The sequence below is a fragment of the Streptomyces sp. NPDC001732 genome (genome assembly GCF_053596315.1).
The window spans coordinates 31,134-44,716 of the sequence record NZ_JBSFFY010000023.1; the positions used below are offsets into that span (position 1 = coordinate 31,134).

General features: G+C 74.7%; 10 protein-coding genes and 2 pseudogenes. 5 read left to right on the plus strand and 7 right to left on the minus strand.

Translation table 11 applies throughout. The features are described from left to right. Window positions 1-121: 121 nt before the first annotated feature. Window positions 122-1,684 carry a PucR family transcriptional regulator gene (locus ACWCXX_RS22215; RefSeq protein ID WP_451129763.1) on the minus strand — a complete coding sequence of 521 codons (1,563 nt, stop codon included), beginning with the start codon at window positions 1,682-1,684 and terminating at the stop codon, window positions 122-124. A gap of 89 nt (window positions 1,685-1,773) precedes the next feature. On the opposite strand from ACWCXX_RS22215, the gene ACWCXX_RS22220 reads away from it, so the two are divergent. From ACWCXX_RS22220 to ACWCXX_RS22240, 5 genes are all read left to right on the plus strand, one after another. Beyond that, complete coding sequence (locus ACWCXX_RS22220) at window positions 1,774-2,835, plus strand: DUF917 domain-containing protein (protein WP_451129765.1); 1,062 nt, start codon at window positions 1,774-1,776, stop codon at window positions 2,833-2,835. After that, a complete protein-coding gene (locus ACWCXX_RS22225) occupies window positions 2,832-4,172 on the plus strand; it encodes a hydantoinase/oxoprolinase N-terminal domain-containing protein (RefSeq protein ID WP_451129767.1) in 1,341 nt (446 codons plus the stop codon). The genes ACWCXX_RS22220 and ACWCXX_RS22225 overlap by 4 nt, the downstream gene beginning before the upstream one ends. 94 nt (window positions 4,173-4,266) lie before the next feature. Then, window positions 4,267-5,694 (plus strand): purine-cytosine permease family protein, encoded by a 1,428-nt coding sequence (locus ACWCXX_RS22230; RefSeq protein ID WP_451129769.1) that lies wholly within the window; start codon window positions 4,267-4,269, stop codon window positions 5,692-5,694. Between the two features lie 47 nt (window positions 5,695-5,741). Beyond that, window positions 5,742-7,337, plus strand: a complete 1,596-nt coding sequence (locus tag ACWCXX_RS22235; RefSeq protein WP_451129771.1) for a hydantoinase/oxoprolinase N-terminal domain-containing protein — start codon at window positions 5,742-5,744, stop codon at window positions 7,335-7,337. Further along, window positions 7,330-8,403, plus strand: coding sequence for a DUF917 domain-containing protein (locus tag ACWCXX_RS22240; RefSeq protein ID WP_451129773.1), 1,074 nt, complete (start codon window positions 7,330-7,332; stop codon window positions 8,401-8,403). The genes ACWCXX_RS22235 and ACWCXX_RS22240 overlap by 8 nt, the downstream gene beginning before the upstream one ends. Window positions 8,404-8,508: 105 nt before the next feature. On the opposite strand, the gene ACWCXX_RS22245 is transcribed toward ACWCXX_RS22240, so the two are convergent. The 6 genes and pseudogenes from ACWCXX_RS22245 to ACWCXX_RS22270 form a co-directional block, all read right to left on the minus strand. Beyond that, window positions 8,509-8,952: an SPW repeat protein gene (locus ACWCXX_RS22245; RefSeq protein ID WP_451129775.1), complete on the minus strand. Its 444-nt coding sequence runs from the start codon at window positions 8,950-8,952 to the stop codon at window positions 8,509-8,511. Between the two features lie 198 nt (window positions 8,953-9,150). After that, a pseudogene (locus ACWCXX_RS22250) lies at window positions 9,151-9,366 on the minus strand (molybdopterin-binding oxidoreductase); the annotation flags it as partial. After that, window positions 9,359-10,789, minus strand: coding sequence for a cryptochrome/photolyase family protein (locus ACWCXX_RS22255; RefSeq protein WP_451129777.1), 1,431 nt, complete (start codon window positions 10,787-10,789; stop codon window positions 9,359-9,361). The gene ACWCXX_RS22255 and the pseudogene ACWCXX_RS22250, both read right to left, overlap by 8 nt. Before the next feature lie 68 nt (window positions 10,790-10,857). After that, a pseudogene (gene sigK, locus ACWCXX_RS22260) lies at window positions 10,858-11,441 on the minus strand (ECF RNA polymerase sigma factor SigK). A 98-nt stretch (window positions 11,442-11,539) separates the two neighbouring features. Continuing rightward, complete coding sequence (locus ACWCXX_RS22265) at window positions 11,540-12,382, minus strand: siderophore-interacting protein (protein ID WP_451129779.1); 843 nt, start codon at window positions 12,380-12,382, stop codon at window positions 11,540-11,542. Between the two features lie 46 nt (window positions 12,383-12,428). Continuing rightward, window positions 12,429-13,337, minus strand: a complete 909-nt coding sequence (locus ACWCXX_RS22270) for a 5'-3' exonuclease (RefSeq protein ID WP_451129890.1) — start codon at window positions 13,335-13,337, stop codon at window positions 12,429-12,431. Between the last annotated feature and the right edge of the window lie 246 nt (window positions 13,338-13,583).

A 13,583-nucleotide genomic window follows, 5' to 3' on the forward strand; every position in this document is an offset into this window, starting at 1 on the left:
CGGGGGCCGGGGACGAGTGCGCCTGCGGCGGGCCTGGTCCCCTGCCCGCCCCTTTCCGCGACCGGTGCTCCACCCCCGGCCCCTCCTCAAGTGCCGGAGGGGCTGGGAGTGTTGCCGGTCCTCAAGTGGTGGACGGGTCGTTCGGGGAAGTGGACAGGCCCGCACGGCAGGCCAGTTGGAGGGCGAGGCGGACGTCCGGCTCGTTCAGGTCGGCGCCCGTCAGCTGGACGATCTTGCGGATGCGGGCGCCCACCGCGTTCCGGTGCAGATGAAGGGCCTCCGCGGCGCGGGCCGGTGAGTTGTTGTGGTCCAGGTACCCCTGGAGCGTGCGCAGCAGTGGCTCGGCGCGTTCCGGGCCCAACGCCAGTACCGGGGCGAGGAGTTCGCCGACCGCCTCGCGCGCGGTGTCGGAGGCGTACCACTCCAGCAGCATCCGGTCGAGCCCCACCGCGTCGTGCGCCGCCACCGCGGGCCCCGTCCCGCGCGGCACCGAGGCACGGGCCTCCCGGGCGGAGGTGCGGATGCCCAGCGGGCCCCGGTGCGGCGAGCCCACACCGCACCGCAACCCGGCCTCCGGGCGCAGCCCGGCCAGCCGGTCCACCACCCGGCGGGCACGGGCCAGGGTGGCGCGCCGCCCCTCCGTCCCCGGGTCGGACGGCCAGGTGCTGAGCAGGACGAGGGCGTCGTCGACCAGGGCGGCGTTCCACTGGACGGCGTCGGCACCCTGCGCGGCGGATGCGGATGCGGATGCGGAGGCGGACGGGGCGGCGGAGGCGGACGGGGCGGTCGTGCCGGCAAGCGCCCCCGCCCCGTCCCAGGTGCGCAGCAGGGTCAGCGCCTGGGACATGACCGCGTCCAGGGCCTTCGGCCGGTTCGAGGCGTCGAGACCACCCGCCTCCACCCGCAGCGCGATGTGCCAGCCGTCCACGGGCAGTGCGAGCGCCCGGCCCCGGGCGGCCAGCCGGGCGGCCCGGTCCTGCGGGGCCACGAGCAGCTCGGCGAGCAGCCGGCCCCGGGAGCGCACGGGAACGTCGCCGTGCCCCCCGCCCGCCGCGGCGAGGGCCGCCAGCGCGAGGACGGAACGCACCGCCTCCCCCGCGTGACCGGGGCGGGCCGGGGCCGCGAGCCGGATCTCGCCGTCCGGGCCCGCCGCGGCCGCACCCTCCTCGCCCGGCCCCGCCGCCCGCAGTTCCACGGCCACGCCCAGGGCGCGACCGGCCGCCGCGGCCACCCGGACCGGGTCGCCCGCGGCGGCCGTCACCTCCCGCGCGGCTGCCGCCACCCGGGCCAGCGCGTCCGCCGCGGACCCGGCCACCGCCCGCTCCACGGCCACCACGAGAGCCGCGAGGTCGCCGTCGGTGTACAGCACCGCGACCCGTCCCCGTTCGGCGAGCGCCCGCGCCGTGGCCGTCACCTCGGCGGGCAGTCCGTGCGGCGCCTCGGTCACCCCCGTCAGGACCAGCGCGGCGGCCCCCGCCGCGGCGGCGTCCCGCACCGCCACGTCCAGCAGATGCCCCGGGACCGGGGCCAGCAGCACGGCGACCGTCCCGGGCGGGATGGCGGCGAGCCGGTCCGGGCGCGGCTCCAGCCGCACCCCCGTGACCTCCACCGCGTCGAGCGGGCCCACCAGCGGGCGGACCGCGTCGAGACCGGGGGAGGAGAGGAGTTCCAGGACGTGCACCATCCGGCCAGTGTGCCGGACGCACACCGGGGTGCCGAACCATGGGCTGTCGGCCCGTCGATGGCGGGTTCCGTCTCCGTACGCTGAGAACCATGCACGTGGACGCCGGAGCACTCGCCGACTTCGCGCGGGGCTGTGCCGTCCTGGGATCAGGGGGCGGCGGACCCGCCGATGTGACCCTTCCCGTCGCCGGACAGGCGATCGAGGAATGCGGCCCGGTGCCCGTCGTGGCCCCGGCCGAGCTGCCCGCCGACGCCCTCGTCATGCCCGTGGGACTCGTGGGCTCGCCCGCCGTCGCCGCCGAGCGGCTCGGCGGCCGGGACGAACCCGCACGGCTGCGGGACCGCTTCGAAACGCTGCACGGCGCGCCGGTCGCCGCAGTGATGAGCAGCGAGATCGGCGGCCTCAACGGCTGCGTCGCCGTCGCCTGGGCGGCCCGGCTGGGAGTGCCGCTGCTCGACGCCGACTCGATGGGCCGGGCCTTTCCCCGGATGGACCAGAACGTCCTGGAACTGGCCGGACTGCGCCCCGGGCCGGCCGTCCTCGCGGACGAGCACGGCCACACCGTGGTGATCGACGACGTCGACGGCGCCCGCCTGGAGCAGTTCGCCCGCGCCGCCGTCGTCGCCTTCGGCGGGCGCGCCGCGTCCACCGACTACCCCCTCACCGCCGGGCAGGCGGCCCGGTACGCCGTCGCCGGATCGGTCGCACGCGCCCTGGCACTCGGCCGCGGCGAGGGCCCGGCACCGCTGCTGACCGGCAAGGTCTCCTCCGTCCGGAGGTACGCCACCGGGGGCGCGGACGGCGACGACGCCACGGGCGTCCTGCTGGAGGGCGGCGGCCCCGACGCGGGCCGGCTGGTGCTCGTCGAGGCCCGCAGCGAATTCGTCGCGGCCCTGGAGGACGGCACCCCGCTCGCCGTCGTCCCCGACGTCGTCGCCCTGGTCGACGTGCGGACCGGCTGGGCCGTCCCGGCCGAGGAGATCCGCTACGGCCTGCGCGTCCACCTCGTCACGCTCCCCTCCGACCCCGCCTGGTACACCCCCGAGGGCCTGCGGCTGGCGGGACCGGCAGCCTTCGGCCTCGCCGGGCTCGCGCACGACGGCCTCCCGGACGCCGTGCACGGGCGCCGGGCCGCGGGAGGCACCCCATGATCCTCGGAGTGGACGTCGGGCCCACCAACACGGACGCCGTGCTCCTCGACGGCGACCGGGCGGTGCGGGCCGTCAAGGTGCCCTCGGTGGCCGGTGACGCCGTCGGGTCCCTCGCCGCCGCCGTCCGCGCGCTCCCCGCCGGACTGCGCGGCCGGGCCACCCAGCTCGCCGTGGGGCTGCGGGTCGCCGCCCGCGCGGTCCGGGAACGGGACGGACTCGCCCGGGTCGGGGTGCTGCGGGTCGGGGGCGCCGCGGCCGACGCGGTACGACCGCTCTTCGGCTGGCCCGAGGCCCTGCGCGACGCCGTGTGCGCGGGCACCGCGAACGTGCGGGGCGGCGGCGGCCCGGCCCCGCGCGACACCGCGCCGCTCGACCGGGACGCCGTCGCCCGGTTCGGCGCCTCGCTCGCCGGCCGCGCCGAGGCGTTCGCGGTCACCGCCGTGTTCTCGCCCGTCGACGGCGGCCAGGAACGGGAGGCCGCCGAGATCCTGCGCGCCGAGACGGGCCCCGGCACGACCGTGCTGCTCTCCAGCGACGTGGGCACGCTCGGCCTGCTGGCCCGCGAGAACGCCACGGTCCTCGACGCCGCCCTGTCCGTGCTCGTGGCCAAGGTCGCCGACGAGCTGACCGCCACCCTGCCCCGCCTCGGCCTCGCCCCCGGCGCAGCCGTCCTCGTCACCCGCCACGACGGCACGCTGATGAGCCTGGAGTACCTGCGCCGCCAGCCCGGACTCAGCCTGGGCAGCGGTCCCGCCTGCACCATCCGCGGGGCGGGGCTCCTGGCCGGGCTCCGGGACGCCGTGGTCGCCGACATCGGCGGACGCCGCGCCCGGGTCGGAGCGCTGACCGGCGGCTACCCCCAGGAGGCGGGCCCCGGGGAACGCATCGGCGGCGTCCCGGTCAGCCTGCGCTTCCCCGACCTGATCACCGTGCGCGCCGACGCCCACCGCGAACTCGCCGAGGCCGCCGACAGGATGCGCCCCGCGGCCGGACTCCTCCCGCTGGTCCTGGTCGGCGGCGGGGCGGACGGCGTACCCGACGGGGCGCTGGCCGGGTTCGACGTCGTACGGCCCGAACACGGCGGCGTCGCCGGGGCGTTCGGCGCGGCGGCCAGCCCGGTCGGCGGCCACTGCGACCGCATCGTCCACCGGGGACCCGGCCCACGGCTCGACGCCGTGCGCGACGAGGTGTGCGACCTGGCACGGGCCGGCGCCGTACGGGCGGGGGCCGACCCCCGGCGTGTACGCACCCATGCGGAACCAGACCTTCCGGTGCCGTACCTGCCCGGCGCGGTGCTCCTGCGGGCCCGTGCCGTAGGGCCGCCCCTCCCACTCTGACCCCCCCGTTTCCCGTCCCCAGCACGGCAGACCGCTGCCGTGCTGCCGCACCCCCCTGCCCTCCTGCCCGCCCGCTCACCCGAGGACCCGCCCCATGACCCAGCAGTCCGACGTGCATCAAGCGCCGTCCACCCAGCCACAGTCACAGACGCAGCAGGACGAGGACTACCCGCTGGAGCGGGTGCCGCGCGCGGCCCGCTACTCCTGGTTCAACGTCGCCGTGCAGCGCTTCGGTCAGCTCTCCGACCTGACGCAGTTCCTGCTGGGCGCCGCGCTCGGCGCCGGGCTCTCCTTCTGGGGCGCCTTCTGGGCGTTCACGCTCGGCTCGGTGATCCTGGAGATCGTCTGCATATTCGTCGGCATCGCCGGTATGCGGGAGGGGCTGTCCACCTCGATGCTGGTCCGCTGGACCGGCTTCGGCCGCTACGGCTCCACCCTCATCGGACTCGTCATCGCGGTCAGCCTGTTCGGCTGGTTCGGTGTGCAGACGGCGGTGTTCGCGGCCGGGCTGCACTCCATCGTGCCCGCGCTGCCGCTCTGGGCCTGGTGCCTGATCTGCGGGCTCGGCGTCACCGCGCTCGTGCTGCGCGGCTTCCGGGCCATGGGCTGGACCGCGTTCGTCACCGTCCCCGCCTTCCTCGGCCTCGCGGGCTGGGCGATGGCGGTCGAGTTCTCCCGGCACGACATCGGCGACCTGGTGACCTCGGCACCGTTCGGCGCCCACATGTCCATCGCCACCGGCGCGACCATCGTCGCGGGCTCGTACATCGTCGGGGCGGTCACCACCCCCGACATGACCCGCTTCAACCGCAACACCGGCGACGTCGTCAAGCAGACGGTCGTGGGCATCAGCCTCGGCGAGTACGTCCTGGGCCTCGGCGGCGTGCTGCTCGCCTACGCGGTGAAGTCCTCCGACCTGATCGCCATCATCACCTCCTCCTCCGGCGTCATCGGCGTGATCGTCCTGGTCTCCGCCACAGTGAAGATCAACAACTGGAACCTGTACTCGTCGTCGCTCGGCCTGATCGGCGCGGTCGAGGCGCTCTTCAAGGTCCGGCTGAACCGGCTCGGCACGACCGTCGTGATCGGGGCGCTCGGCAGCCTCGCCGCGGCGGCCGGAATCCTGGACCGGTTCACCGACTTCCTCACGGTCCTCGGGGTCCTGACCCCGCCGGTCGCCGGGATCATGGTCGCCGAGTACTTCGTGGTGAAGAAGTGGCGCCCGCAGCTGGACGCCTCGCGCGCCCTCGGACGGCTGCCCGAGACCGAACCCGGCTGGGTGCCCGCCACGATCGTCCTGTGGGCCGTCGCCTCCGTGGCCGGCTGGCTCGGCGACCACTACCAGTGGTGGGGCATCCCGGCCCTCAACTCCCTGCTGCTGGCCGGGATCGGCTACGTCGTCCTCGGCAGGCTCGGCCTGGTGCGCGGCGTCGGCGAGCTGCCCTTCGAACAGCCCGCGCGCCCCGCGGCGGCGGCCGAGGCGGAAGCGGGCACGGCCTGGTCGCCGAAGGTCACCGCCTGACCCGTACGCCCGAGAACCCCACCCCCTACGAAAGACGGACACCCACCATGCGCATCGGAATCGACGTCGGAGGCACCAACACCGACGCAGCCCTCCTGGGGGACGACGACCGGGTCCTCGCGACCGCGAAGACCCCCACCACCTCCGACATCACCTCCGGCGTGACCGAGGCGATCCGGGCACTCGCCCCGCCGATGGAGTCGGTCACCGCCGTGATGATCGGCACCACCCACTTCCTCAACGCGCTGATCGAGGGCGCCCGGCTCGCACCCGTCGCCGCCGTACGCCTCGGCCTGCCCGCCACCGCGGCGCTGCCGCCGATGACCGACTGGCCGGAGCGCCAGCGGGCGGCCGTCGGCGGGCACGGCTATCTCTGCCACGGCGGACGGGAGTTCGACGGACGGCCGCTGTCGCCGCTCGACCCCGAGGAACTGAAGCGCACCGCCGCCGACATCGCCGCGCGCGGCCTGACCTCGGTGGCCGTCTCCTCCGTGTTCTCCCCGGTCGCCGAGGAGGACGAACGTCGCGCCGCCGAGATACTCGGCGCCGAACTGGGGCCCGGCGTGCACTTCTCGCTCTCGCACGAGCTCGGCCGGGTCGGGCTCCTGGCCCGGGAGAACGCCACGATCATCAACGCGGCCCTGCGCGACCTGGCGACCGCGATCGTGGAGTCGTTCGCCAAGTCGCTCGCCGAGGTGTCGCTGACCACCCCGTTCTTCCTGTCGCAGAACGACGGCACGCTGATGGACGTGGACTTCGCCCGCGCCTACCCGGTGGCCACCTTCGCCTCGGGCCCCACCAACTCGATGCGCGGAGCCGCCTTCCTCTCCGGCCTCGGCGACTGCGCGGTCGTCGACGTCGGCGGCACCACCGCGGACGTCGGCATCCTGGCCGGCGGGTTCCCGCGGGAGGCCGCGGGCGAGAGCGAGGCCGCGGGCATCCGCACCAACTTCCGCATCCCCGACGTCCTCTCGCTCGGCATCGGAGGCGGCTCCCTGGTGTCGCCCGACGGCGAGACCGGCCCCCGCTCGGTCGGATTCCGGCTCACCGAGGAGGCGCTGGTCTTCGGCGGCGACACCCTGACGGCGACCGACCTCGCGGTCGCCGCGGGCCGCGCCGACATCGGCGACCGCTCCCGGGTCGCCCACCTGGACCGGGAGTTCACCGCCCGCGCGCTCGACCGGATCGCCGAACGGCTGGCGGAGACCGTGGACCGGATGCGCACCTCGGCGGGGCCGCTGCCGGTCGTCGCGGTCGGTGGCGGCAGCGTGCTGGTGCCCGGGACGCTGCCCGGCTTCGACGACGTGCGCCGCCCCGGCCACTTCGGTGTCGCCAACGCGGTCGGTGCCGCCATCGCCCAGGTCGGCGGGGAGGTGGACCGGGTCTTCCGGGTTCCGGAGGGGCGCCGGGAAGCCGTGCTCGCCGAGGCCCGGGAGGAGGCCGTGGGCCGGGCCGAGAGCGCGGGCGCGAAGCCCGGCACGGTCCGCGTCGTCGACGTGGAGGAGGTCCCGCTGGCCTATCTGCCGGGCGGCGCGACCCGCATCCGGATCAAGGCGGTCGGCGACCTCGACCTGAACGGCATCGCCGGCACCCGCGCCCCGGCCGGGGCGCGCGACACCCATGGAGCAGCGTCACATGCGTGAGATCAACCTCGACAACCTGGACGACATCGCGCGCGGCGCGGGCATCCTCGGCACCGGCGGGGGCGGCGACCCGTACATCGGCAAGCTGCTGGCCCGCGAGGCCATCCGCAAGCACGGTCCGGTCCACCTCGTCGCCTTCGACGAGGTGCCGGCCGACGCGACCGTGGTACCCGTCTCGGGGATGGGGGCACCGACGGTGCTGCTGGAACGAGTTCCCGCCGGTGGCGAGGAAGTGGCCGCCCTGCGCGCCCTGGAGAAGCACATCGGCCGTGCCGCCACCCACATCGCCCCGATCGAGATCGGCGGCGTCAACTCCATGCTGCCCATCGCCTGCGCCGCCGAGGCGGGGCTGCCGCTGGTCGACGGCGACGCCATGGGCCGCGCCTTCCCCGAGGCACAGATGGTGCTGCCCGGTCTGATCGGAGTGGCCAACACCCCGATGGCGCTCGCCGACGACAAGGGCAACAGCATCGTCGTCGACGCCGTCTCCAACCACGCCGCCGAGCGCATCGCACGGGCCGTCTGCGTCGAGCTCGGCTGCCAGATCTCCAGCGCGGACACCGTGATGCGGGGCGACCAGCTCGCCGACGGGCTCGTCCCCGACACCCTGACGCTCGCCGAGCGGCTCGGTGCCGCCGTGCGCGAGGCGCGCGCCGCACACACCGACCCGGTGGGCGCGGCCCGCACCATGCTGTCCGGCACCCATCTGCTGACCGGCAAGGTGGTCGACGTCGGCCGCCGCACCGAGGGCGGTTTCGCCCGGGGCGGGGCCCGGATCGAGGGCATCGGCGACGACGCGGGCCGGGTGCTGGAACTCGGTTTCCAGAACGAGCACCTGCTGGCCACCCGCGACGGCGAGACGGTGGCCACCACACCCGACCTCATCTGTGTGCTGGACACCGACACCGGCGACCCGGTGACCACGGAGGGGCTCCGCTACGGCCTGCGCGTCAGCGTCCTCGCGGCCCCCTGCGACCCACGCTGGACCACCCCGGGCGGCCTGGCGCTCGCCGGGCCGCGGTACTTCGGGTACGACGTGGACTACCTGCCGTTCCGGGAGGACTGACCCGCGGACCGGCCCGCGCCGGCACCGGCCGGCCCGTTCCGATGCCCGGCCGGCCCGCACGGAGCGGGCCGGCCGGGCATTGCCTTCCGCCGGACGATCCTTGTCTCAGACCGCCCGCTTGCCGCTCTTCATGGACACGGCGACGCAGGCCAGGCCCAGCAGTATGGTGAGGCCGCCGATGATGACATTGTTGAGGACGATGCCGAGGTCGGGGCCGCTGCCGACGATCCACGTCGCGAGGATCGTCCAGATCCCCATCGCGCAGATGGCCCAGCTCAGGCCGTACATGCGCTCCGGCATCACGGTGAACCCGAGGCCCAGCGCGGCGATCGCGAGACCCATGATCAGGTTGTGCGTGGCGAGCGTGGGCTGGCTTGCCGTGAAGTGCAGCACCCACGGCGAGATGGCGCAGTAGAGACCGACGAGGAACACCGGTGCGTCCACCAGGGCCACATCGCGGCCACCGAGCATGCGGGCATAGCGATCGCGCATTTCGGAGACATCGGGGTGACTGGCCATGTCACGGCCGGTGTGCGAGATGTTCGACATGGGGTTCGTCTCCTTCGCTCCTGGCAGACCTGCCTTCGACCGCCGCAGCGACGACCGCGCCACCTGTGCGCGTTGATCGGCCTGCTATGCCATTCTGCGCTTATATCGCCCTTATGTGTAGATTCAGGGCATATGGGAATCCGTGGGAACCGTACGCGGTGACGCGCTGTCCAGCCGTTCGGCCGGGGCCACCGGACCCCGCACGGCCGGGGGAGCGCGGTCGGTCACCGCGCCTCCCACCGCCGTGACCGGGCTCGCCTCGGGACGTACGAGGGCCGCCGTCGGCTCGGCGACCGCCAGGGCGCAGAACCCGGCGATCAGACCGCTGAGCGCGGCGAGGGCGGTGCGCGTCCGGCCCGGTCGCGGGGGCCGGGCGGTTCCGGTGGGCCGTGCGTCGTCCCGGTCTTCACTCACGACCGGGATCCGTCGCCCGGCGCCGGGCGGATTGGTCCCTCACCCGGTCGGCCGCGGGCCGTTCCAGGCCGCGGGCCCGTTCGAACCGGGCCCGCGCCTCGGCCAGGCCGACGAGCGGATCCGGGTAGTCGATCGCGGCCCGGCGTGGCCCGGTGATCTTCCACGGCTCGTGGATCTCGCCGTCCGCCAGCTCCGCAAGCTCCGGCACCCAGCGGCGCACATAGGCGCCGCGCGGATCGAACCGCTTGCCCTGGACCACCGGATTCAGCAGCCGGTTGGGCCGGGTGTCGGTGCCGGTGCCCGCCATCCACTGCCAGTTCAGCTGATTGTTCGCCACATCGCCGTCGACCAGCAGGTCCAGGAAGTGCCGGGCACCCACCCGCCAGTCCGCGTACAGCGTCTTGGTGAGGAAGCCGGCCACGAGCATCCGGCCCCGGTTGTGCATCCAGCCCTCGTACGCCAGCTGCCGCATCGCCGCGTCGACCAGCGGATAGCCGGTGCGCCCCGTGCGCCAGGCCTCGATCTCGTCCTCGTCGCACCGCCAGCTGTCGTGCCGGGTGCGGTAGTCCTCCCGGGCGGCGTCCGGCCGTGCGGCGAGCACCTGGTGGTGGAAGTCCCGCCAGGCCAGCTGCCGGACGAACGCGTCGGCGCCCCGTCCGCCCCGCTGTCGGGCCCGGTTGATCACTTCGGCCGCCGAGAGGGAACCGAAGTGGAGGTGGGGGGAGAGCCTGGAGGTCGCGTCACCGGCCAGATCGTCGTGGCCGCTCCCGTAGTCGGCCAATGGGCCGTGCAGCCAGGACGACAGCAGTCGGCGGCCGGTCGACTCGCCGCCCCCGGCGAGCCCGGGGGAGACGCTGGCCACGGCAGCCCGCTCAGGCAACGGTCCCGGCTCCACTCCGTCCGGCAGCCGTACCGCGCGTGGCGCGGCCAGGGTTCCCCGTACCCCCGCCTCCTGCCAGCGGCGCAGGTACGGCGTGAACACCGCGTAGTGATCACGGCCCGCCGGTACGACCCGGCCGGGGGCGACCGCGGTGACCACCGCGTCGTGGACCCGCACGGCGCAGCCGACCGCTGCCAGGGTCGTACGGAGCCGGCTCTCGCGGTGCGTCGCGTAGCCGCTCACCCCGCCGGCGACGTGCAGACTCCGCGCCCCGGTCTCCACGGCCACGGCACGAGCGGCGGCCACCACGTCGCCCTCCCGGACCACGAGCCGCCCGCCGCGGTGGCGCAGCGCCGCGTCGAGATCGGTGAGGCAGTCGGCGAGGAACGCCCGCCGGTTCGGTGCGTCGAAGCCGGTCCGGTGGATGCCCCGGTCGCGCACGAACAGCGGCACGACGGCATCCGCCTCCCGCGCGGCGGCCCGCAGCACCGGGTTGTCGTGCACCCGCAGGTCGGAGGTGAAAAGTACGACGGAGACGCTCATGGAGTGTGCCCTTTCCGCTCATGGAGGTGTGCCTTCCCGGTGTCGGCCGGGCTTCGGCGTGGTGTCGGTCATTTGCTCGTCCCGAGGCAGTCGCGCAGCCGGGTCGGGGCATCGCGCAGCCGGGTATTGACCGTCCCGAGCGGCACGGAGAGCAGCTCGGGCACCTCGCGGTGGGTCAACCCGCGGTAGTGGGCGAGGGTCACGGACTGGCGCTGCAACTCGGAGAGCCGCCCCACGCAGCGACGGACCTGTTCGTGTTCCAGCAGGGCCTCCACCTGCTCGGTGACCTGGTCGTAGGCGGGCGTACGGTCCAGCAGCGCCGCCGCGCGCCCCGGGCCGCCGACGCCTCGGCCGGGCGCACCCGGTCCACGGCCCGGCGGTGGGCGAGGGTCAGCACCCAGCTCATCGCGCTGCCGCGGGCGGGCCGGAAGCGGGCGGGCGACCGCCACACCTCGACCAGGATCTCCTGCGCGACCTCCTCCGACTGGGCCGCGTCGCGCAGCACGTTCCGTTCGAGTCCGAGGACGGGCCCGCTCACCGCGCCGTACACGGCGGCGAAGACTTTCTGGTCGCCGCGGGCGACCAGCCTCAGCAGTTCCTGGAGGCCGGATACCGCCGACGGCGCTCCATCGATGTGCCCGGCTTCCTTCACGCGGGAGGGGCGGAGGTACCGGGCGCCGGTGGGTGAGTTGGGGCCCGGACGCGAGTATGCCCCGGCCGGGGGGCGGGGCATACCTGTGCGAACGGGTGTTACGCGGCGCCCTCCTGCTCGCGCTCCACCTGCTCGTTCCACTCGCGCTTGACCGAGCGCCAGGCGTCGTCGTTCTGGCCGAGCCGCCAGTAGCCCGAGATCGACAGCCGGGAGAGCGGGATCCTGCGCTCCAGGCGCAGGTGGCGGCGGATCTCCTTCACGAAACCGGCCTCGCCGTGGACGAACGCCTGGACGTCGCCCGCCGGGAACTCCAGCTCCCGCACGGCGGCGACCAGGGCCTCGCCGACCGGCCGCTCCCCGCGGTGCAGCCAGGTCGCCTCGACGCCGTCGGGCGTCACGATCTTCTGCTCCTCCGCGGCGTCCGCGACCTCCACGAAGGCGTGCACCACCGCACCCGCGGGCATCTGCTCCAGTGCCGCGGCGACGGCCGGCAGGGCGCTCTCGTCGCCCACCAGGAGGTGCCAGTCCGCCGAGGCGTCCGGGCCGTAACCCCCGCCCGGCCCCAGGAGGGTCACCTGCTCGCCCGGGGTCGCCCGTACCGCCCAGGGCCCGGCGAGGCCCTCGTCGCCGTGGACCACGAAGTCGATCGCCAGCTCGCGGGCGACCGGGTCCCAGGACCGCACCGTGTACGTACGGGTCGTGGGCCACAGCTCCCGCGGCTGCTCCTCGCGGATGCGGGCCATGTCGAAGGGGTGTGCGTAGTCGGCGCCCTCGGGGGCGAAGCAGATCTTGACGTAGTGGTCGGTGTACCCGGAGAGCTCGAAGCCGGCGAGGCCCTCGCCGCCGAACACCACGCGCACCATGTGAGGTGTGATCCGCTCGGTGCGCAACACCTGGGCCCCCTGCGCCCTGGGTGCCTGCCGTGCCGGTCGTTCTGCCACGAGGTTCTCCCTGTTCCGATAACTTAGGTTTACCTAAGCTAACACCTCATCCGTGCAGAGTGGAGAGCAGGCGCTGCAGCGAACCGCCCAGCCCCCACCGCTTCGCGAGGGCCTCCAGCGCGGCGGGGTCGCGCGGCGTGGCGGGCAGTGCGGGATCGAACTCCGGCAGGGGCACGTCACCCGCGACCCGGACCACCTTCGGCGCGACGGCCACGTAGTCCCGGGCCTCGTCGAGCCGCCTGCGCTGCGACGGGGTCAGTGCCGAGCCCGGGTCGTCGACGGCGGCCATGATCCCGGCCAGGTCGCCGAAGGCGTCCAGCAGCTTCGCCGCGGTCTTCTCGCCGATGCCGGGGACGCCCGGCAGTCCGTCGCTCGGGTCGCCGCGCAGCAGGGCCAGGTCGGCGTAGCCGGAGCCGTCCACCCCGTACTTCTCCCGCAGCCACGCCCCGTCCGTCGGCTGGAGCGAGGCGACCCCCTTCAGCGGGTAGAGCACCCGCACCCCGCGGGCGTCGTCGACCAGCTGGTAGAGGTCCCGGTCGCCGGTGACGATGTCCACGGGCCCGGTGGCCAGACCGGTGAGCGTGCCGATCACGTCGTCCGCCTCGTAGCCCGCGACGCCGACCCGGGCGATGCCGAGGGCGTCGAGCACGTCCTCGACGACCGGCACCTGCGGGGCCAGGGTGTCGGGGGTCTCCTCCTCGTCGGGCAGCCCCTCGGCCGTCTCCGTCGCGACCCGGTGCGCCTTGTACGAGGGGATCAGCTCGACCCGCCAGTGCGGCCGCCAGTCGGCGTCCATGCAGGCGACCAGGTCGTCCGGCCGGTGGTCCTGCACCAGGCGGGCGATGAAGTCGAGCAGACCGCGCACGGCGTTGACCGGTGTGCCGTCCGGGGCGCGCACCGAGTCGGGGACCCCGAAGTAGGCGCGGTAGTAGAGGGAGGCGGTGTCGAGGAGCATCAGGCGTCGCGTCACACCCCGATGATGCCGCACCCCACCGACACCGGCCGTCGTGGAAGCCGGGGGAGGGGGCGGGTCGCGGCGCCGGCCGCCCGTATGTGACCTGGATCACTCTTGTGTTTGGGTCGGACAAGCGGGGGCAGGCGCGCAGCCGGAGCGGATCACGTAGCGATTTCAACCAATGCGCGTGCCGTGCGGACCGAATCCGCGTCGCTCCACGGTCTGCCGGAGGGGGTGGCAGACCGT